This window comes from uncultured Azonexus sp. (assembly GCF_937982035.1).
In the GTDB taxonomy this organism is placed as follows: domain Bacteria; phylum Pseudomonadota; class Gammaproteobacteria; order Burkholderiales; family Rhodocyclaceae; genus Azonexus.
In genome coordinates this window covers 65,559-83,766 of record NZ_CALJNI010000011.1, presented here as the reverse complement: position 1 = coordinate 83,766, position 18,208 = coordinate 65,559, and the positions used below count along the sequence as shown (strand labels likewise).

Genomic DNA, 18,208 nt, shown 5'->3' with positions numbered 1-18,208 from the left:
CTGGCAGCATGTCGGCAACTTCTGGCATGTGCGGCGAAAATTGCGTTAAGCTCAAGGCTGCGCAGGACACAACCGAATCATCGCGGGAGTCGTCATGATGCTTGAGTCTCTTGGAAATCCGCTTGCCGGCATGGCCTGGCCGCTGGCTTTGCTGCTGGCCTGGCTGGCTGGTGAAGCGATCAGCCGCTGGCTGTCGTTGCCGCGCGTCTGCGGCTATGCGTTGGCCGGTTTCGTGCTGGCCAGCGGTCAGCTTGGCCTGTTGCCCCAGCCGGCCGGAACGCCGGTGGCGCTGCTGGCCGATTTCGCCATCGCGCTGGTGCTGTTCGAACTCGGCCAGCGCATCAACCTGAACTGGCTGCGGCATAACCGCTGGCTGGCCGTGACCAGCCTGGTCGAGGCCTTCGGCACCTTTATCGTCGTGCTGCTGGTGGCCCGGGGCTTCGGCCTGGCACCGCTGCCGGCCCTGTTGCTGGCGGCGCTGGCGATGTCTTCGTCGCCGGTGGCGGCGCTGCGGGTGGCCAACGAACTGCGCTGTTCCGGTCAGGTCACCGAACGCATGCTGCATCTGTCGGCGTTCAACTGCGTTTTCGCGGTGCTGGTCTTCAAGGCGATTGCCGGTTACTGGGTGCTGACCAGCGCCGGCGGCCTGCTTCCTGCCTTGTGGAGCAGCCTGGCCGTGATCGGCGTGTCGGCGGGGATCGGTGCGATGTTCGGCGTCGCCGTGCCGACCCTGCTGCGCTGGCAGCGGCGCGGTGGTGGCGATGCGACGGTGATCCTCGCCATCGCCACGCTGCTGCTGGTGACCCTGACGCACGCCCTGCAGTTCTCGGCCCTATTGGCGGCGCTGGTCTTTGGGCTGGTCGTACGTTACCGGCGCATCGTGTTTTCCGGTGCGGATCGTGGTTTTGGCACGCTGGGCAGCCTGCTGACCATCTTGTTGTTCGTCTATGCTTCGGCGACCTTGTCCTGGTCGCAGGTGGCCCAGGGTGCCGGGCTGGCACTGGCGGTCCTGGTGGTGCGCACGCTGTGCAAGGTCGGTGCTTGCGTGGCCTTCGCCGGTCTGTCTGGCATCGGCTGGCGCAAGGGGGCGCTGACCGGGCTGGCGCTGACGCCGATGTCGGTGTTCGCCATCCTGCTGCTCGAACAGACGCGCCATCTCGGTATCGATGTATTCGCCCAGGTGGCCGGTCTGGGTCTGCTGGTGCTGGCGCTCGAACTGCTCGGGCCGGTGGCGACGCAGCGGGCGTTGATCCTGGCCGGTGAAGCCGGGCGCGAGGAGGGAAGCTGAGATGACGCTGGAAGCATTCAAGGCAGGGGAAGCGCTGACCATGGGCGTCGAGCTGGAGCTGCAACTGGTTGACCTGACCGATTTCGACCTGACCGCGGCGGCGGCCGACATGCTTTTCCTGCTCGGCAAGCAGCCTTTTCCGGGTGATGTGAAGCCAGAAATCACCGAGAGCATGATCGAGATTTCGACCGACGTTCACACCGATTACGGCGCCTTGCTCGGCCAGCTTGGGCAGATGCGGAACGCCCTGGTCGAGGCCGGCGACCGCCTCAACGTCGGCATCTGCGGTGGTGGCACGCATCCCTTCCAGCGCTGGTCGGAACAGCGTATTTTCGACAAGCCGCGCTTCCAGGAACTATCGGCACTGTACGGTTACCTAGCCAAGCAGTTCACGGTTTTCGGCCAGCATGTGCATATCGGTTGCGCCAGCGCCGACGAGGGACTCTACCTCCTGCACGCGCTCAATCGTTATCTGCCGCATTTCATCGCGCTGTCGGCGTCGTCGCCCTTTCTGCAGGGGGTCGACACGCTGTTCGATTCGGCGCGGCTGAACTCGGTGTTTGCCTTTCCCTTGTCCGGGCGAGCGCCTTTCCTGTTGCGCTGGGAGGATTTTGCCGAGGGCTATTTCGCCAAGATGGAAAGCACCGGCGTGGTCAAGAGCATGAAGGATTTCTACTGGGACATCCGGCCCAAGCCCGAGTACGGGACCATCGAACTGCGCGTCTGCGACACCCCGCTCAGCGTCGAGCGGGCGGCTGCCCTGGCCGCCTACCTGCAGGCCCTGTGCCGGATGCTGCGCGAGCAGGGCGAGCCGGTCAGCGAAGACGACTACCTGGTCTACAACTACAACCGCTTCCAGGCTTGCCGTTTCGGGCTCGACGCGACGCTGGTGCATCCGCGCCGGCATGAAACGCTGGCCTTGCGCGACGATGTGCTGGCAACCCTGAACCAACTGGCACCGCACGCTGCCGTTCTGGGTAGCACCGGTGCGCTCGATGTGCTGCGCCGGGTGGTTGCTACCGGCAACCATGCCGGCGACTTGCGCCGCTGGCATGGCGAGTCAGGCGGACTGCGCGGTATGGTCGATGCCGCGGTACGCACTTTCCGGGGAGATGAATCATGATCTTTCGCCGTCGTCCCATCCATATCGGCCTGTCGGCGCGGATCCACCATCCGCAGCCGGACAGCCGGGGTATCCATACGCGTACGCTGCAGGTGCTGGAGCAGTCGATTGCCCAGTGGGTGCAATCGCGCGACGTGCTGGTGCTGATGGTGCCGTCGGTCCTGCAGGACGGCATCCTGATGCGCAGCAACATCCGCCTGCGCGACTATGCCGAATATCTCGACGGCCTGATCCTGCAGGGCGGCGCCGACGTCAGCCCGCTGGCCTACGGCGAAACGCCGCTGCAGTCGGCATGGGCCGGCGATCCGGTGCGCGACGCCTACGAGCTGGAGCTGCTGCACGAGTTCATGGAGGCGGGCAAGCCGGTGCTCGGCATCTGTCGCGGCATGCAGTTGATCAATGTCGCACTCGGCGGTTCCCTGTACCAGGACCTGCCGACCCAGTGCCCGACGGCAATTGCTCACGAGCACGAGGATTACGACCGCCATGCGCATGGCGTACGTTTTTCCGCCGACGGCCAGTTCACGCACTGGTTCGGCGGTGCGGCGGGGGGTGAGGTGGTGTCGATCCACCACCAGGCGGTGCATCGCCTGGGGAACGAGGTGATTGTCGAGGCTGAGGCCGACGACGGCATCATCGAAGCGATCCGCTGGAAGGGGCGCAGTTTCGTCTGCGGTGTCCAGTGGCACCCGGAGTTCCACCACCACGGCGACGGCGGTTTGCTTGACTGTGCACCTGTGCTCGACGCTTTCCTGGTGGCGGCTCGGCGCTGATACTGTGTCGAAATTGTCAAGGCTGGCGGAGCGTGACTGTCATTTATGGCGCGAAATGCGCCATGGGCGACCATGCTTCCTGCTCCCCGATTTTCGTCGGTAGTCCGGCAAGCCGCTGGTTGCGGTCGTTTCCGCTGAATGTCATGAAGTGTCGCCGTGCCTCCATCGAGCGGGCATGTTTATTGCGCTGGCATGTCCGCTTAATCGGCACTTTCAAACAATTCGAGGGAGAACAGCAATGGCGTGGAATCTGCTTTTTACATCCGATATCGGCTTGCTCAGCCTGTTTACGATTGCATTCATTCTGGTGATGGCCGTCTATATCGGCTATTACGCAGTGAAGCAGATCAACAAGGAGGGCGGCGCTTCGCGGACGCAGTCGCACCCCGGCGCGCATTGATTGCCACTGCCTGAAACACGATTCGCCGGCCTCGTGCCGGCGAATTGCTTTGGTGCTCAGGAAATCAGCCATTCGGGCAGGGCGGCTGGTGTGAATTCTGCCGCACCGGCATCACTTTCGGGCTGGCCGGCAACTTGGCGCAGCGGTACAACGCCTGCCCAGACGGCGATGTCGAGGTCGGCAGCGTCGTCCTCTACACCCCAGTTGCGGATCTTGGCCGCAGCTTCGTCCAGCGCCAGGCGCAGGACGGCCGTACCCGCCAGTTCCGCATCGCTCGGCGGCCGCACCAGCGCCGCACGCCCCGGGCTGACGTGTTCGACAAAGGCGGTGAGGGCAGCCTTCTTCTCGTCCGGCGCGTCGACTGCGACAAATCGCCCGTAAATCACCACCGAGCGGAAATTCATCGAGTGGTGGAAGGCCGAGCGCGCCATGACCAATCCATCGACGTGGGCGATGCAGACTGAGCAGTCGCTGTCGAGCAGGGTTTGCGTCAGGCGCGAGTTGTTGGCGCCGTGGATGTACAGCGCGTCGCCGACCCGCCAGCAGGCCGTCGGCAGGCAATGGACGCTATCGCCCTGATTGAAGGCAATCTGGCAGATCAGGGCGGTATCGACGATGGCGGCGATGGTGGCCGGATCGTAATGACCGCGTTGCGGCTTGCGGCGAACCCGGGTGCGCAGGCTGGGGGCTGGATGTTGCATGAGGTCTCCTGGAAAGTTCGGCCAGTATGCGCGCCATGTGGCACCATTCATGGAACCACGATCGTCTGATTTCATGGAGCCAGATGGCCCTCGAACTTGTCCTTGCCGAACTTCGTTTGCCGCTTGCGGGCGAAGCGCGTCAGCAACGTCTCTATCGCGTGCTCAAGCAGGCGATTCTCGACGCGCGCCTGCACGCCGGCCTGCGCTTGCCGGCCAGCCGCCAACTGGCGCTCGATTGCGGCATGTCCCGCAACGGCGTGCTGTACGCCTATCAGCAACTGGTCGCCGAGGGGTTTCTCGAAGCCGATCGTGGCGGTACCCGGGTCGCCGCCTTGCCGCAGCGCAAGACGGTGACAGCCAGCGTGGCGCGGGCCGGTGTCCTGTCGCGGCGCGCCGGCAGCCTGATCGCCATGCAGGCGGGTGAGGCCACCTTGCCCTTCGCGCCGGGCGTGCCCGATCTCAACGCCTTTCCGTGGCCGGTCTGGGCGCGTCTGCTGCAGACGGCCTGGCGCGAGGTCGGGGCGCGCCATCTGGCGTATGCCGCCGCCGGCGGTGAGCCGGCGCTGCGCCGGGCGGTCGCCGATTTCCTGGCGGCCCGGCGCGGCGTGGCCTGTGCGCCGGAGCAGGTGTTCATCGTCCCGGGCGGCAATGTCGCGCTCGACGCCTGCGCCCGTCTGCTGGCCGACCCCGGGGACATTGCCTGGCTTGAAGATCCGGCTTACCAGGTGGCACGAAATGCCATGCTGGCCGCCGGCTTGCGTACCGTGCCGGTTGCCGTTGACGACGACGGCATGGCCGCGGACGAGACCTTGTGGCGGACGCAGCCGCCTCGCCTGATCTTCCTGACGCCGTCCCACCAATATCCGGGCGGCAGCGTGCTCAGCCTGGAGCGGCGGCTGGCCTTGCTCAACCGCCTCGAGGCGGGCAGCAACTGGCTGATCGAAGACGATTACGACAGCGAATTCAATCACGCCCGTCCCGGTGCGCGACCGTTGCCGGCAATCCAGGGGCTGCGCCCGGATGCGCCGGTGGTCTATCTCGGTACCTTCAGCAAGCTGCTCTATCCGGGGCTGCGCATCGCCTACCTGGTGGTCCCGCGCTGGGCGGTCGACAGCTTCGGTCAGGCCTTGTCCGATCTTTACCGGGGCGGGCAGGCGGTCGAACAGCGTGCGCTGGCCCGTTTTCTCGACAGCGGCAGGCTGACCCGCCATCTGCGTGCGATGGCGCCGATCTACCGCGAACGCCAGCAGGTGCTGCGCACGGCGCTGGCCCGACATTTTCCGGAGGCACGCATCGCCGGCGGCAACGCCGGCCTGCACCTGACGCTGCACCTGCCGGCGGCGCCGCCGGATACCGCAATCGCCGCCGCCGCAGCCGGCCAGGGTGTCAGCGCCCGGGCGCTCAGTCGTTACTTCGCCGGGGCCGGTGCCGCCAACGGCCTGGTCCTCGGTTACGGCATGGCCGACGCGGCGATGATTCCGGAACTGGTCCGGCGGCTGGGTTTGGCGAGGGAGCAGGCTGCCATGGCATGAGCCTTGCGGAGGTGGCGCTCAAAGCATCGAAAAACAGGAGTCGCCGTGTTCATTCAGCCTGCCAGTACCTGGTCTGCCGCCGTTTCGGCCATTTCTTCCCGAGTCCGGCTCGATCATCCCGAGGGTCTTGCTGCGGCAAATGTTGCAGCGTCGGAAAATCTTGCCGACCGGACGAACATTTCCCAGGCTGCCCGGGATTTGCTGGCTGCCGAAACCAAGGCTGCTGGCAACCCGGCGGCATCGACGGCGGTTTTCGATACCAACCAGGGAGCGATGACGCTCGATATCGATGCCTATTTTCAGCCGCCACCCGGTGGTTTCGCCGAATTGCCGCCGTTGATGATGCCGTCGGCGAACAACATCAAGGCCCTGACCGATCATGTATCCGCACGCATGCCGGGTTTCCTGGCCAGCCATGGCATTCCCGAGGCGCCCGCCAGCGTCAGCTACGACCGCAACGGTGCGCTCCAGTTGCCGGCCGATTATCCCTACGCCAAGGAATTCAAGGCGGCGCTGGTCGGCGATCCAGTCATGGCCAGAAGCATGCAGACGGCTGCTGCGCTCTCATCAGTTCATGTCGAAATGCAGAAAAGCCTCCCGTTCCATGAGGAATACAGCGCGGCCAATTCTGCTGCCGACGCCGCCAAGGTGGTCGCCAAATATGCCTGGTTGTTCGCCGATAGTCGCCCGTCGGCCAGTATCACCCTGAATTTCTCCGCTGACGGTCGCCTGAGCGTGAGCGCCGACGGCGAGCCGATTTCCTGGGCGGCTGGCTGAGGGTGATGGCAGAATATCGAGGTGATGAATAGAAGACGTTTCGTTTTTTCCCTGGCTACATTTTCTGTCGTCGGGGCTGCCCGTGCAGCTGGCCGGATGACCGATGCACAGGTTCTTTCCCGCCTGCGCGAGCTGGAACAGCAGGCAGGAGGGCGCCTCGGAGTACATGTATTGGATAGCGCAACAGGCGCGGCGTACGGCTATCGCCAGGACGAGCGCTTCATGCTGCTCAGTTCCTTCAAACTGCTGGCTTGCGCGCTCGTTCTGCAGCGTGTGGATAGTGGGCTGGAAATGCTGGATCGGCGCATTGTCTTCGACCGCTCGGTGCTGTTGCCCTGGTCACCGGTGACCGAGCGCCATGCCGACGGGCAAGGGATGACGCTGGCGGCACTGTGCGAAGCGACCATCACGACCAGCGACAATGCAGCGGCAAACCTGATCCTGGCAAGCTACGGCGGACCGCTGGCGCTGACCGCCTGGTTGCGCCAACTGAATGACAAGGTGACGCGCATTGATCGCAATGAGCCTGAGATCAATGCGAAACATCCCGAAGGCGAACTGGATACGACATCGCCCCGGGCGATGGTTCTTACCATGCAGAAACTCCTGCTGGGCAACGTGCTCTCGCCGGCGTCGCGGGCAGTCCTGCAAGGCTGGTTGCTGGCCAATACCACTGGCGGGCTACGCCTGAAGGCTGGCTTGCCATCTGGCTGGCTGATTGGCGACAAGACCGGTACCAATCGCAGCGATAGCAACGATATCGGTGTCGTCTGGCCGCCGGGCGGCAACCCCTGGCTGGTTGCCGCCTATCTTGCCGACAGTGTGGCCGCGCCTGCTGTACGCGAGGCCTGTCTGGCCGGTGTCGGGCGACTGCTGGTCGACATTGCAGGAAATAGCTGACAAATTCAGTCGAGTATTCTAGAATTCACCCCCTTTCAATAGGGAGATAGCACCCCATGTTCCGGCACTTGCGTGAGGATATCCGCGCGGTCTTCGACCGCGACCCGGCGGCTCGCTCGTTCTGGGAGGTGCTGACCTGTTATCCCGGCATTCATGCGCTGATCCTGCATCGGGTGGCCCACTGGCTGTGGGGGCATCGGCTGCGCTGGCTGGCGCGGTTTACCGCGCATCTGTCGCGTTTCCTGACCGGGATCGAGATTCATCCCGGGGCGACCATCGGCCGTCGGTTCTTCATCGACCATGGCATGGGTGTGGTGATCGGCGAGACGGCCGATATCAAGGACGATGTCACGCTCTATCACGGGGTCACGCTGGGCGGGACCTCCTGGAACAAGGGCAAGCGCCATCCGACGCTGGAGAACGGGGTGGTGGTCGGAGCCGGGGCCAAGGTGCTCGGCCCCATCGTCATTGCCGCCGGCGCCAAGATCGGTTCCAACGCCGTCGTCACCAAGCCGGTTCCGGCCGGCGCAACCGCGGTCGGCAATCCGGCGCGCGTTCTCGATCCGCAGACCCGCGAACGTGAACAGCAGGCCGAGAAGCTGGGCTTTTCCGCCTATGCCGTCGGCCGCGATCAGGACGATCCGCTGGCCAAGGCCATCCACGGTCTGCTCGATCACGCCGCCGAAACCGACCGCCGCCTGGCCTCGCTGCTGAAGGAGCTGGAGGCGCAGGGCGTGAAGTGCGATCAGGAAGTCCAGGCGGCCGACGATTTCGATCCGAAATACCTGAGCAAAATAGTTGACTGATTTTGTCTGGATTGTATATAGTTGACCGCAACACTAGGTTATTGATCGGGAGACCGAAATGCGTTTGACCACCAAAGGACGTTTTGCCGTAACGGCGATGATGGATCTTGCCCTGCGCGGCGAGGAAGGGCCGGTTGCGCTGGCCGGCGTTGCCGAGCGGCAGAGCATCTCGCTGTCTTATCTGGAGCAGTTGTTCGGCAAGCTGCGCCGTTACAAGCTGGTCGATTCCGTGCGCGGTCCCGGCGGCGGTTACCGGATTGCCCGGCCGCTGGAGCGGGTCACCGTTGCCGACATCATCCGTGCTGTCGACGAGCATCTCGACGCCACCCAGTGTGGCGGCCAGGAGAACTGCCAAGACGAGCATCGCTGCATGACGCACGACCTGTGGTCCACGCTGAACGCGAAAATGTTCGAATACCTGGCCTCGGTTACTCTGGCCGATCTCGTCGATCGCGAGAAAGTCAAGGCTGCCGCACGCGGTGAAGCGGTGATCAGCGGCCCGCTGGGCCCGCACCCGCGTCGCGTCGTGCGTGAAAAGGCTGTGGCGCTCGCCTGAGAGCTATCATGTTCCAGCCTGTCTATCTCGACCATAATGCCACGACACCGCTCGATCCTGCGGTGAAGGCGGCGATGCTGCCCTGGCTTGACGGCCTGTGCGGCAATGCGTCGAGCCGGCACGAATACGGGCGGCGGGCACGGCAGGCGATCGACGAGGCACGCCAGAAAGTGGCGGCGGCGCTCGGCGCGCATCCGACCGAGGTGGTGTTCACCAGCGGCGGCAGCGAAGCCAACAACCTGTTCATCAAGGGCGCGGCAGCCGGCATGAAGCCGGGGCTGCTTGCCGTCAGCGCGGTCGAGCACCCCTGCGTGCTCAAGCCGGCGGCGCAACTGCTGCGCCAGGGCTGGACGCTGCGGGAAATCGCGGTCGATGCGGCTGGCCGGGTTGAGGCGCAAGACTACGCCGAACTGTTGCAGCAGCGCCCGGCGCTGGTTTCGGTGATGCTGGCCAACAACGAGACCGGCGTGATCCAGGATGTCGCCGCACTGGCTGCGGCGGCGCGGTCGAGCGGTGCCTGGTTCCACAGCGATACGGTGCAGGCCCTGGGCAAACTACCGGTCGATTTCCGTCTGCTTAATGCAGCCGGCGTCCATGCCCTGACGGTGTCGGCGCACAAGATCAACGGCCCCAAGGGCGCGGCGGCGCTGGTGCTCGACAAGCGTGTCGAACTGCAGCCGCTGATTGCCGGTGGTGGCCACGAGCGCGGTTTGCGTTCGGGTACGGAAAACGTGCCGGCCATCGTCGGTTTTGGCGTGGCGGCGGAACTTGCGGCGCAGCGCGTTGCCGAATTGCCCGCACGTCTGGCGCAGTTGAGAAATACGCTGGAGCGCGGCCTGACCGCACTCGGCGCAAGAATTTTTGCGGTCGACGCGTCGCGCCTGCCCAATACCAGTTATTTCGCCTTTGCCGATATCGACGGCGAAACCCTGGTCGGCAAACTGGATCGCGAAGGTTTTGCGGTCGCCAGCGGCGCTGCCTGTTCGAGCGCCAATCCGGAGCCGTCGCATGTGTTGCGGGCAATGGGCGTGGCCCCGGAGATCGCGCGCGGCGCGGTCCGGGTCAGCCTCGGCGCCGGCAACGACGAAAACGACGTTGAACAATTCATCAATGCCTTGCGGGCTACGGTCGGACGCCTGCAGGGACTGACGGCGATGACCGTCTGAAACCACCCGACGACCTAGCGAGAATGACGATGAAACTGCCCATCTACCTGGATTACTCGGCGACGACGCCGGTCGACCCGCGCGTTGCGGAAAAAATGATTCCCTATCTCTACGAGAACTTCGGGAATCCGGCCTCGCGTTCGCACAGTTTCGGCTGGGTTGCCGAAGCCGGTGTCGAGGAAGCGCGCGAGCAGGTTGCCGCGCTGGTCGGCGCCGATCCCAAGGAAATCGTCTGGACCTCCGGTGCCACCGAGTCGAACAACCTGGCGATCAAGGGTGCGGCCAATTTCTACGCTGGCACCAAGGGCAAGCACATCATCACCGTCAAGACCGAGCACAAGGCGGTCCTCGACACGGTGCGCGAGATGGAGCGCCAGGGTTTCGAGGCGACCTACCTCGACGTCCAGGAAAACGGCCTGCTCGATCTGGAAGTGTTCAAGGCGGCGATTCGCCCGGATACCGTGCTCGCCTCGGTGATGTTCGTCAATAACGAAGTCGGCGTCATTCAGCCGATCGCCGAACTCGGCGAAATCTGCCGCGAGAAGGGCATCATCTTCCACGTCGATGCGGCGCAGGCGACTGGCAAGGTCGATATCGACCTGAGCAAGCTCAAGGTCGACCTGATGAGCTTCTCGGCCCACAAGACCTACGGCCCGAAGGGCATCGGCGCCCTCTACGTGCGTCGTAAACCGCGTATCCGCCTGGAAGCGCAGATGCACGGCGGCGGCCACGAGCGCGGTTTCCGCTCCGGCACGCTGGCTACGCACCAGATCGTCGGTATGGGTGAAGCCTTCCGCATTGCACGCGAGGAAATGGTCGAAGAAAACAATAGGGTCAAAGCCTTACGCGATAAACTTCTGAAAGGACTTCAAGATATTGAAGCGACTTTCGTCAATGGCGACCTCGAGCATCGCGTCGCCCACAACCTCAACATCAGCTTCGCCTACGTCGAAGGCGAGTCGATGATCATGGCGATCAAGGATCTTGCCGTGTCGTCCGGCTCGGCCTGTACCTCGGCCAGCCTGGAGCCGTCCTACGTGCTCCGCGCACTCGGGCGTGACGACGAACTGGCACACAGCTCGATCCGCTTCTCCATCGGCCGCTTCACCACCGAGGAAGAAATCGACTACGCGGTCAAGCTGCTGCACACCAAGATCCAGAAACTGCGCGACCTTTCCCCGCTCTGGGATATGTACAAGGAAGGCATCGATCTGAACACGGTTCAATGGGCTGCCCACTGAACGAAACAACGGAGAAATAACATGAGCTATAGCGTAAAAGTCATTGATCACTATGAGAATCCTCGCAACGTCGGTTCGCTCGACAAGGACGATTCCAGCGTCGGCACCGGCATGGTCGGCGCGCCGGCCTGCGGCGATGTGATGAAGCTGCAGATCAAGGTCAACAAGTCCGGCGTGATCGAAGACGCCAAGTTCAAGACCTACGGTTGCGGCTCGGCTATCGCGTCGTCGTCGCTGGTCACCGAGTGGGTCAAGGGCAAGACAGTCGATCAGGCGCTGTCCATCAAAAATACCGAGATTGCCGAAGAACTGGCGCTGCCGCCGGTTAAAATCCACTGCTCGATCCTGGCCGAGGACGCCATCAAGGCGGCCGTGGCGGATTACAAGAAAAAGCACGGAGAATAAGCATGGGCGTTACCTTGACCGACTCGGCGGCGAAGCATGTTGCCAATTTCCTGCAGAAGCGCGGCAAAGGCATCGGCCTGCGCCTTGGCGTACGGACTTCCGGCTGTTCCGGCATGGCCTACAAGCTGGAATTCGTCGACGAGGTGAATGAAGACGACCTGATTTTCGAAACCTCGGGCGTCAAGGTCGTGGTCGATGCCAAGAGCCTGCCGTATCTTGAAGGCATGGAGCTCGACTTCGCCCGCGAAGGCCTGAACGAAGGGTTCAAGTTCAATAACCCCAACGTCAAGGACCAGTGCGGCTGCGGTGAGTCCTTCAACGTTTGATGGATTTAACCGCTGACTTTTTCGCTTTGTTCGGCTTGCCGAAAACGTTCCGGCTCAGCCTGTCCGAGCTCGATTCGCGTTACCGCGACGTGCAGGCGCAGGTGCATCCGGATCGTTTCGCCAATGCACCGGAGGGCGAGCGGCGGTTGTCGATGCAGTGGGCGACGCGGGCCAACGAGGCTTACCTGACGCTGAAGAAGCCGCTGGAGCGGGCCAAGTACCTGCTTGAGCTGGCCGGGCACGACCTGCAGGCCGAGAGCAATACCGCGATGCCGGCCGATTTCCTGATGGAGCAGATGGAATGGCGCGAGGCGGTGATGGAAGCGCGCACCGGCGGCGATCATCACGAACTCGAACATCTCTACCAGCGCCTGCGCGGCGACATCGACGGTCGTTACGCCGAGGTTGCCGCCTTGCTCGACGACGCTAGGGATTACGCGCTGGCCACCGACCGTGTGCGCCGGCTGATGTTCCTGGAAAAACTGCTTTACGAAATCGACGACGCACTGGCGTCGCTGGACGACTGAAAGAATATAACAATGGCCTTGTTCCAGATCGCCGAACCCGGCGAATCCGCAGCCCCGCACGAGCATAAACTGGCGGTCGGCATCGACCTCGGCACCACCAATTCGCTGGTCGCCACGGTGCGTTCCGGCATTGCCGTCTGCCTGAACGACGAACAGGGGCGGCCGCTGCTGCCTTCGGTCGTCCATTACAACGCCGACGGCAGCACGGTCGTCGGCTACGACGCGCGCAAGGACCAGGCGGTCGATCCGAAGAACACCATCGTCTCGGTCAAACGCTTCATGGGCCGGGGCAAGCACGACATCGCCCACATCGAGAGCATGGCCTACGACTTCGTCGATGCGCCGGGCATGGTCAAGCTGAAGACCCAGGCCGGCATCAAGAGCCCGGTCGAGGTTTCGGCGGAAATCCTGAAGACGCTGAAGGCGAGGGCGGAAGCCGGTCTCGGCGGCGAACTGGTCGGCGCCGTGATTACCGTGCCGGCCTATTTCGACGACGCCCAGCGCCAGGCCACCAAGGACGCCGCCAAACTGGCCGGCCTCAACGTTCTGCGCCTGTTGAACGAACCGACTGCGGCAGCCATTGCCTATGGGCTCGACAACGGCGCCGAGGGGGTCTATGCAGTCTATGACCTCGGCGGCGGCACCTTCGACATCTCCATCCTCAAGCTGACCAAGGGCGTTTTCGAAGTCATGGCCACCGGCGGCGATTCGGCCCTCGGTGGCGATGATTTCGACCACCGCATCTTCTGCTGGGTGATCGAGCAGGGCAAGCTGCAGCCGCTGTCGGCGGCCGACGGCCGGTTGCTGATGATGCGCTGCCGGGAGGCTAAGGAATTCCTGACCAAGAACCCGGAGGCGCCGATCACCGCGCGCCTGTCCACGGGCGAGATGGTCGATCTCAAGCTCGATGTCGCGACCTTTGCCGAAATCACCCGGACGCTGGTCTCGAAGACGCTGCAGCCGGTCAAGAAAGCGCTGCGCGATGCCGGCCTGCGCGCCGATGACGTCAAGGGCGTGGTCATGGTCGGCGGCGCGACGCGGATGCCGCAGATCCAGAAGGCGGTCGGCGACTTCTTCGGCCAGGAACCGCTGACCAATCTCGACCCGGACAAGGTTGTCGCGCTCGGCGCGGCGACGCAGGCCAATCTGCTGGCCGGCAACAAGACCGGCAAGGACGACTGGCTGCTGCTCGACGTGATTCCGCTGTCACTCGGCCTGGAAACCATGGGTGGGCTGACCGAGAAGGTGATCCCGCGCAATTCGACGATCCCGACCGCGCGCGCCCAGGAATTCACCACCTTCAAGGACGGGCAGACGGCGATGGCCATCCACGTCGTTCAGGGCGAGCGCGAGATGATCGCCGATTGCCGCTCGCTGGCGCGCTTCGAACTGCGCGGCATTCCGCCGATGGTGGCCGGTGCGGCGCGCATCCGCGTCACCTTCCAGGTGGACGCCGACGGCCTGTTGTCGGTCACCGCGCGCGAACAGACCACCGGCGTCGAATCGAGCATCACCGTCAAGCCGTCCTACGGCCTGTCCGACGACGAGATCGCCGGCATGCTCCAGGATTCGCTGGCCCACGCCAAGGACGACGCGATGGCGCGTGCACTGCGCGAAGCGCAGGTCGAGGCCGAACGCATGATCGAGGCGACCGAAGCGGCACTTGCCGAAGACCCGCATCTGCTCAACGAAGCGGAAACCGCCAGGATCCGCAGCGCGATCGCCAAGCTGCAGGAAGCGGCGGCCGGCGACAACCGCCGCATCATCAACATTGCGATGGACGACCTCGGCTTCGAAACCCAGGAATTTGCCCACCGTCGCATGGATCAAAGCATCAAGAAAGTGCTGTCCGGCCGCAAGGTCGAGGAAATCGGCACGGGAGACGAAGAATGACCCAGATCATCGTATTGCCGCATCTTGAGTTGTGCCCGGACGGTGCCGTGATCGAGGCCGAAGCCGGCAAGTCGATCTGCGAGAACCTGCTCGCCAACGAGATCGAACTCGATCACGCCTGCGAAATGTCCTGCGCCTGCACGACCTGTCACGTCATCGTGCGCGAAGGTTTTGCTTCGCTGGAAGAAGCAAGCGAAATCGAGGAAGACCTGCTCGACAAGGCCTGGGGCCTGGAGCCGAATTCGCGCCTGGGCTGTCAGGCGATCGTCAGCGACACGCCGCTGGTGGTCGAGATTCCGAAGTACAGCATCAACATGGCGAAGGAGGGACATCGCAAATGAAGTGGACCGACATCAACGACATCGCCATCGAACTCGCCGACAGCCAGCCAGACACCGATCCGCTGAAGGTCAATTTCGTCGACCTGCGCGACTGGGTGATGGCGCTGCCCGGCTTCGACGACGATCCCAAGCACTGCGGCGAGAAAATCCTCGAAGCCATCCAGCAGGCCTGGATCGACGAAGTCGCCTGATCAGGCGTCGACCGCCGCGGCAATGCCGCTGCCGCGCAACTGCTCGCTCATGCTGGCCACCGACAGCAGCACCAGCATCGGCTGGCCGCTGCCCGGTTGTGTCTTGACCACCGAGGCCAGCACAGAGGCGATGCCGACATAGATGTTCGAGAGATCGTCGATGTCGCTTTCCGGCACTTCCATGATCTCGCCCAGTCGGTCGACCAGGATGCCGAAGGCCTTGCCGTCATCGCCGCGCACCACCACGACCTGCTGCCGGATGCCGGTGTTTTCCGCCGGCTCGGGCAGCCCCAGGGCCGCGTGCAGGTTGTAGATCGGTAGCGTTTCGTCACGGTGGATCATCGCGCCATAGACCTGTTTCGGTGCGTTGGCCAGGGTGGTCGCACCGTTCAGTTCGACCGCCTCGATCACCGATGAAACCGGCAGGCCCAGCCAGTGCGCGCCGAGGTGGAAGGTGGCGATTTCGCGTACCGCCACATCGGCGGCAAAGGCCGTGTGGCGCATGGCAACTTCACCGGCCGAGGTGTTCAGGCGGGCATTGGCGTCATAGGTGCCCAGCGGGATGAAGACCAGCGCCGTGACCTCGTTCCGATAGGCGTCGTCCTTGCCCTTGAATTCGCGATAACCGCCGGACGGCGCGGCACCGACGGCCATCACCTGGCCGTCGAGCGCGATCAGGCGCGCACAGCCGTTGGTGTCGGGCCTGAGCAGTTCCGGCAACAGCGCCAGTTGTTGGCCGGGACGGTAGCAGGTGTCGCTGGCGGCGATGACCCGGGCCTGGTCGTCGATGAACAATGCGAAGCTGCCGGCTACGGGTTCGCCGTTGGCCTCGCGCGGCAAGGCGTCATTGAGCATGGCGGAAAACTGCGGTGCGCTGTCGAAGACGATGGCGATGCCGCCGACAACCGGCTGATTGCCTGGCGCACGCACCGCCGACAGGTAAACATAGGTCGGCCGGTTGCCATAGAGCGGGCTGTTGTCGAAGCGTGAGACCGCATAGGCCTGGCTGTCGCGCAGACCGAGGCATTCCTCGACCCAGGGCGCATCGAGCATCTGCCCGACCAGTTCGCCATGGTCCGGGTTGGAAACGGCCTGCACCCGGCCCTCGGTATCGAACAGCAGGATGTTGTCGTACACCGTGTACAGGCTGTTGATGTAGCCGATGACCCGCTCCAGGCCTTCACGTCGGCCCTTGGCCGTGGTGTCGGCGAGCAGGGCGCGGATGGTCGAGTCGAGCGCCCACCAGCGGCAGTCGTTGGCCCGCTCGTAGAGATTGCGGTCCATGATGTCGATGGCCAGTGCGGCGAAGAACTGGCTGTCGGCAAGCTGCGAGGAAAGCACCGTCGACTGCAGGTTGCCGATCGAGCGCGAGAAGACTTCGCGCATGCTCATGCCGACGCGGCTGATCTCACGCAGCAGGATTTTCGAGAACGCGCTGTTGACCGCCGCCGATACCGTGCCCTGGCGTACCGTGCCGTTCCAGACGGCGCGGCTGAGATCGCGCTGGATCGCTTCGGCCTTCAGCGGAATCGCCCGCAATTCCTCGGAAAACGCCCGGCCGCCGGCCATCACCGAGGCCAGCAGCGCCGGTTCGGAGATGTCGAGCGTATCGTCGTCGTGCAGGTCGAAAGCCTGAGCCACCGGCATCATCACCAGGCCGCGCCAGCCCGGCCCCTGGTAACCCTGGTAGCCCTTGGTGTCGCTGGCGAAGGCGAGGTAACTGCGCCCGGCAAAGCGCAGGCGCTGCAGGCTGCCGGAGGCGAGCTGCAATTCCGCGCCGATCGGGATCTGCCAGGGGTCGCTGCTGGAAATCACCTGGCTGGCGCCATCCAGCAGGACCATCACGCCGGGATCGTCGGGCAGCGCCAGGCCGTGAAAGATGCGTTGCATTTCATCGGCAAAGCGGAAGCAGAGCGCCAGCACGCCGAGGGTTTCGCCGCGTTCGGACTTGATCCGGTAGGCGTAGATCAGCGAGCGCCCCTGCTCGGGGAAAAGTTCGGAATGGGCATAGGATTCGACATACGCGTCCGTGGTGTTGACTGCGTCGCGGACCCAATTGTCGCGGATGGCGGTGACGCGGTCATCGGGCTGCAGCCGGGCGAGGATGCGGCCGTTGCGGTCGGTCAGCACCAGATCCTCGTAAACCGAGTATTTGCGCACGTATTCCTGGAAGCGCTGCTGCAGCGTCCACAGGTCGCCCGGTTCGGCGGCAAACTGCCGGATGGCGTCGTCGGTGCTGAGAAAACCGATGTCGGCGGTCCGTTCGAACAGATTGCGGACGAGGATGTCGATGACCACCTGAGAACGCGCCTTCATTTCCTGTTCGCGCTTGGCCAGCGTCTGTTCGGCAAGGTTGTTGAGCAGGTCGCCGGTCAGGCTGGCGAAAGCCTCGCGGGTCTGGCCGATCTCGGCGGTGGTGCCGGACAACTGGCCGAGCAGGTTGAGGTTGTCCCAGACGGCCTGCAACGACTGCAGCATTTCCCGGTATTCCTCGATCAGCGGCATGTGCGGCAACAACTGACGCACGCTGTCCTTGACTTCGATTCCCTTGTATTTCGCCACGCCTGACTCCTGCTTGCTGCCTGATGGGCGATACGAAGCAAGTCACATGCCCATTTCCACTAGTCGCCAACGGGCGTGTTTGCCGGATATTGTCTGGAAAATGTGACAAGCGCAGGTCTCGTTTCGGTGCTTGGGCACCGTGCTGGTGCAATCCTGCGGACGCCGATGCCCAGTCGTGGGAAAATGCCAGCGATGAACTCCCCATCTTCTGCAACCCCGGCCGTTACCTGCGAGCGCTGCGCAGCCTGTTGCTGCCAGCTTGAGGTCATGCTGATCTGCGACCGGGACGTGCCGGCCCGCTTCGTTGCCGACGACCGCTGGGGCGGGCAGGTGATGCGCCGACTGGACGACGGCTGGTGCGCGGCGCTCGACCGTGGCAGCATGCGCTGCACCATCTACGAGCGCCGGCCGGACATCTGCCGCGATTTTGCCATGGGCGACAGCGACTGCGTCGCCGTGCGCACCCTGTATTACACCCCGCCTGCACGACAGGAGCAGCCATGACTTACGAAGAACACCTCGACGAGGTGACCACGCTGATCACCGAAAAGTACGATGTTGCCGACCAGGCAGCAATCAAGATGGTGATGCGCGCCCAGGCCGACGATTTCTTCAGTGGCCACGACGACAATCCGGCGATCTGTACGCTGGACCGCGCGCACCTCGACGCCAAAGCCGTCTACAAGAAGTACAAGTAAAC

21 protein-coding genes are annotated in these 18,208 nt (G+C 63.8%); 19 read left to right on the top strand and 2 right to left on the bottom strand.

Features of this window, described 5'->3' with window-relative positions:
* Positions 1 to 94 precede the first annotated feature (94 nt).
* The 4 genes from Q0799_RS08885 (at position 95) to Q0799_RS08870 (ending at position 3,584) form a co-directional block, all read left to right on the top strand.
* On the top strand, positions 95 to 1,288 hold the full coding sequence (locus Q0799_RS08885) for a cation:proton antiporter (RefSeq protein WP_298397287.1): 1,194 nt from the start codon (positions 95 to 97) through the stop codon (positions 1,286 to 1,288).
* 1 nt (position 1,289) lies between these two features.
* On the top strand, positions 1,290 to 2,411 hold the full coding sequence (locus Q0799_RS08880) for a YbdK family carboxylate-amine ligase (protein WP_298397283.1): 1,122 nt from the start codon (positions 1,290 to 1,292) through the stop codon (positions 2,409 to 2,411).
* Entirely contained in the window at positions 2,408 to 3,184 is a 777-nt protein-coding gene (locus tag Q0799_RS08875) for a gamma-glutamyl-gamma-aminobutyrate hydrolase family protein (RefSeq protein WP_298397280.1), read from the top strand. The genes Q0799_RS08880 and Q0799_RS08875 overlap by 4 nt, the downstream gene beginning before the upstream one ends.
* Before the next feature lie 238 nt (positions 3,185 to 3,422).
* Positions 3,423 to 3,584, top strand: coding sequence for a DUF3149 domain-containing protein (locus tag Q0799_RS08870; protein ID WP_298397277.1), 162 nt, complete (start codon positions 3,423 to 3,425; stop codon positions 3,582 to 3,584).
* A gap of 56 nt (positions 3,585 to 3,640) precedes the next feature.
* On the opposite strand, the gene Q0799_RS08865 is transcribed toward Q0799_RS08870, so the two are convergent.
* Complete coding sequence (locus Q0799_RS08865) at positions 3,641 to 4,285, bottom strand: pyridoxamine 5'-phosphate oxidase family protein (RefSeq protein WP_298397274.1); 645 nt, start codon at positions 4,283 to 4,285, stop codon at positions 3,641 to 3,643.
* A gap of 83 nt (positions 4,286 to 4,368) precedes the next feature.
* On the opposite strand from Q0799_RS08865, the gene Q0799_RS08860 reads away from it, so the two are divergent.
* The 13 genes from Q0799_RS08860 (at position 4,369) to iscX (ending at position 14,946) form a co-directional block, all read left to right on the top strand.
* Positions 4,369 to 5,817, top strand: coding sequence for a PLP-dependent aminotransferase family protein (locus tag Q0799_RS08860; protein ID WP_298397272.1), 1,449 nt, complete (start codon positions 4,369 to 4,371; stop codon positions 5,815 to 5,817).
* A gap of 45 nt (positions 5,818 to 5,862) precedes the next feature.
* Positions 5,863 to 6,594, top strand: coding sequence for a hypothetical protein (locus Q0799_RS08855; RefSeq protein ID WP_298397269.1), 732 nt, complete (start codon positions 5,863 to 5,865; stop codon positions 6,592 to 6,594).
* Between the two features lie 96 nt (positions 6,595 to 6,690).
* A complete protein-coding gene (gene bla, locus Q0799_RS08850; protein WP_298397266.1) occupies positions 6,691 to 7,494 on the top strand; it encodes a class A beta-lactamase in 804 nt (267 codons plus the stop codon).
* Between the two features lie 56 nt (positions 7,495 to 7,550).
* Positions 7,551 to 8,300, top strand: a complete 750-nt coding sequence (gene cysE / locus Q0799_RS08845) for a serine O-acetyltransferase (protein ID WP_298397263.1) — start codon at positions 7,551 to 7,553, stop codon at positions 8,298 to 8,300.
* A 58-nt stretch (positions 8,301 to 8,358) separates the two neighbouring features.
* Entirely contained in the window at positions 8,359 to 8,856 is a 498-nt protein-coding gene (locus tag Q0799_RS08840; protein ID WP_298397260.1) for a Fe-S cluster assembly transcription factor, read from the top strand.
* Between the two features lie 8 nt (positions 8,857 to 8,864).
* On the top strand, positions 8,865 to 10,022 hold the full coding sequence (locus Q0799_RS08835; protein ID WP_298397257.1) for a cysteine desulfurase family protein: 1,158 nt from the start codon (positions 8,865 to 8,867) through the stop codon (positions 10,020 to 10,022).
* A gap of 29 nt (positions 10,023 to 10,051) precedes the next feature.
* Complete coding sequence (locus tag Q0799_RS08830; protein ID WP_281984853.1) at positions 10,052 to 11,263, top strand: IscS subfamily cysteine desulfurase; 1,212 nt, start codon at positions 10,052 to 10,054, stop codon at positions 11,261 to 11,263.
* 21 nt (positions 11,264 to 11,284) lie between these two features.
* Complete coding sequence (iscU, locus tag Q0799_RS08825) at positions 11,285 to 11,668, top strand: Fe-S cluster assembly scaffold IscU (protein WP_028995541.1); 384 nt, start codon at positions 11,285 to 11,287, stop codon at positions 11,666 to 11,668.
* Between the two features lie 2 nt (positions 11,669 to 11,670).
* Positions 11,671 to 11,994 carry an iron-sulfur cluster assembly protein IscA gene (gene iscA / locus Q0799_RS08820; RefSeq protein ID WP_028995542.1) on the top strand — a complete coding sequence of 108 codons (324 nt, stop codon included), beginning with the start codon at positions 11,671 to 11,673 and terminating at the stop codon, positions 11,992 to 11,994.
* On the top strand, positions 11,994 to 12,521 hold the full coding sequence (gene hscB, locus Q0799_RS08815) for a Fe-S protein assembly co-chaperone HscB (protein ID WP_281984856.1): 528 nt from the start codon (positions 11,994 to 11,996) through the stop codon (positions 12,519 to 12,521). The genes iscA and hscB overlap by 1 nt, the downstream gene beginning before the upstream one ends.
* A 12-nt stretch (positions 12,522 to 12,533) precedes the next feature.
* Positions 12,534 to 14,414: a Fe-S protein assembly chaperone HscA gene (hscA, locus tag Q0799_RS08810; RefSeq protein WP_298397244.1), complete on the top strand. Its 1,881-nt coding sequence runs from the start codon at positions 12,534 to 12,536 to the stop codon at positions 14,412 to 14,414.
* Positions 14,411 to 14,755: an ISC system 2Fe-2S type ferredoxin gene (gene fdx / locus Q0799_RS08805; protein WP_298397241.1), complete on the top strand. Its 345-nt coding sequence runs from the start codon at positions 14,411 to 14,413 to the stop codon at positions 14,753 to 14,755. Before hscA ends, fdx begins: the two co-directional genes overlap by 4 nt.
* Complete coding sequence (iscX, locus tag Q0799_RS08800; protein ID WP_028995546.1) at positions 14,752 to 14,946, top strand: Fe-S cluster assembly protein IscX; 195 nt, start codon at positions 14,752 to 14,754, stop codon at positions 14,944 to 14,946. Before fdx ends, iscX begins: the two co-directional genes overlap by 4 nt.
* Here iscX and Q0799_RS08795 read toward each other — a convergent pair whose 3' ends face one another.
* Positions 14,947 to 17,508: a chemotaxis protein CheW gene (locus tag Q0799_RS08795; protein ID WP_298397236.1), complete on the bottom strand. Its 2,562-nt coding sequence runs from the start codon at positions 17,506 to 17,508 to the stop codon at positions 14,947 to 14,949.
* A gap of 192 nt (positions 17,509 to 17,700) precedes the next feature.
* Here Q0799_RS08795 and Q0799_RS08790 point away from each other — a divergent pair, with 192 nt between their 5' ends.
* Positions 17,701 to 18,012, top strand: a complete 312-nt coding sequence (locus Q0799_RS08790) for a YkgJ family cysteine cluster protein (RefSeq protein ID WP_298397233.1) — start codon at positions 17,701 to 17,703, stop codon at positions 18,010 to 18,012.
* Complete coding sequence (locus Q0799_RS08785) at positions 18,009 to 18,206, top strand: hypothetical protein (RefSeq protein WP_028995549.1); 198 nt, start codon at positions 18,009 to 18,011, stop codon at positions 18,204 to 18,206. The genes Q0799_RS08790 and Q0799_RS08785 overlap by 4 nt, the downstream gene beginning before the upstream one ends.
* Positions 18,207 to 18,208 lie beyond the last annotated feature (2 nt).

Bases quoted from the DNA above. Each gene is read 5' to 3' on its own strand.
- cysE (WP_298397263.1), top strand. From the start codon at position 7,551: ATGTTCCGGCACTTGCGTGAGGATATCCGCGCGGTCTTCGACCGCGAC.
- hscB (WP_281984856.1), top strand. From the start codon at position 11,994: ATGGATTTAACCGCTGACTTTTTCGCTTTGTTCGGCTTGCCGAAAACG.
- Q0799_RS08885 (WP_298397287.1), top strand. From the start codon at position 95: ATGATGCTTGAGTCTCTTGGAAATCCGCTTGCCGGCATGGCCTGGCCG.
- hscA (WP_298397244.1), top strand. From the start codon at position 12,534: ATGGCCTTGTTCCAGATCGCCGAACCCGGCGAATCCGCAGCCCCGCAC.
- Q0799_RS08830 (WP_281984853.1), top strand. From the start codon at position 10,052: ATGAAACTGCCCATCTACCTGGATTACTCGGCGACGACGCCGGTCGAC.
- fdx (WP_298397241.1), top strand. From the start codon at position 14,411: ATGACCCAGATCATCGTATTGCCGCATCTTGAGTTGTGCCCGGACGGT.
- Q0799_RS08835 (WP_298397257.1), top strand. From the start codon at position 8,865: ATGTTCCAGCCTGTCTATCTCGACCATAATGCCACGACACCGCTCGAT.
- Q0799_RS08880 (WP_298397283.1), top strand. From the start codon at position 1,290: ATGACGCTGGAAGCATTCAAGGCAGGGGAAGCGCTGACCATGGGCGTC.
- Q0799_RS08785 (WP_028995549.1), top strand. From the start codon at position 18,009: ATGACTTACGAAGAACACCTCGACGAGGTGACCACGCTGATCACCGAA.
- iscA (WP_028995542.1), top strand. From the start codon at position 11,671: ATGGGCGTTACCTTGACCGACTCGGCGGCGAAGCATGTTGCCAATTTC.
- Q0799_RS08840 (WP_298397260.1), top strand. From the start codon at position 8,359: ATGCGTTTGACCACCAAAGGACGTTTTGCCGTAACGGCGATGATGGAT.
- Q0799_RS08870 (WP_298397277.1), top strand. From the start codon at position 3,423: ATGGCGTGGAATCTGCTTTTTACATCCGATATCGGCTTGCTCAGCCTG.
- Q0799_RS08860 (WP_298397272.1), top strand. From the start codon at position 4,369: ATGGCCCTCGAACTTGTCCTTGCCGAACTTCGTTTGCCGCTTGCGGGC.
- iscU (WP_028995541.1), top strand. From the start codon at position 11,285: ATGAGCTATAGCGTAAAAGTCATTGATCACTATGAGAATCCTCGCAAC.
- iscX (WP_028995546.1), top strand. From the start codon at position 14,752: ATGAAGTGGACCGACATCAACGACATCGCCATCGAACTCGCCGACAGC.
- bla (WP_298397266.1), top strand. From the start codon at position 6,691: ATGACCGATGCACAGGTTCTTTCCCGCCTGCGCGAGCTGGAACAGCAG.
- Q0799_RS08865 (WP_298397274.1), bottom strand. From the start codon at position 4,285: ATGCAACATCCAGCCCCCAGCCTGCGCACCCGGGTTCGCCGCAAGCCG.
- Q0799_RS08790 (WP_298397233.1), top strand. From the start codon at position 17,701: ATGAACTCCCCATCTTCTGCAACCCCGGCCGTTACCTGCGAGCGCTGC.
- Q0799_RS08875 (WP_298397280.1), top strand. From the start codon at position 2,408: ATGATCTTTCGCCGTCGTCCCATCCATATCGGCCTGTCGGCGCGGATC.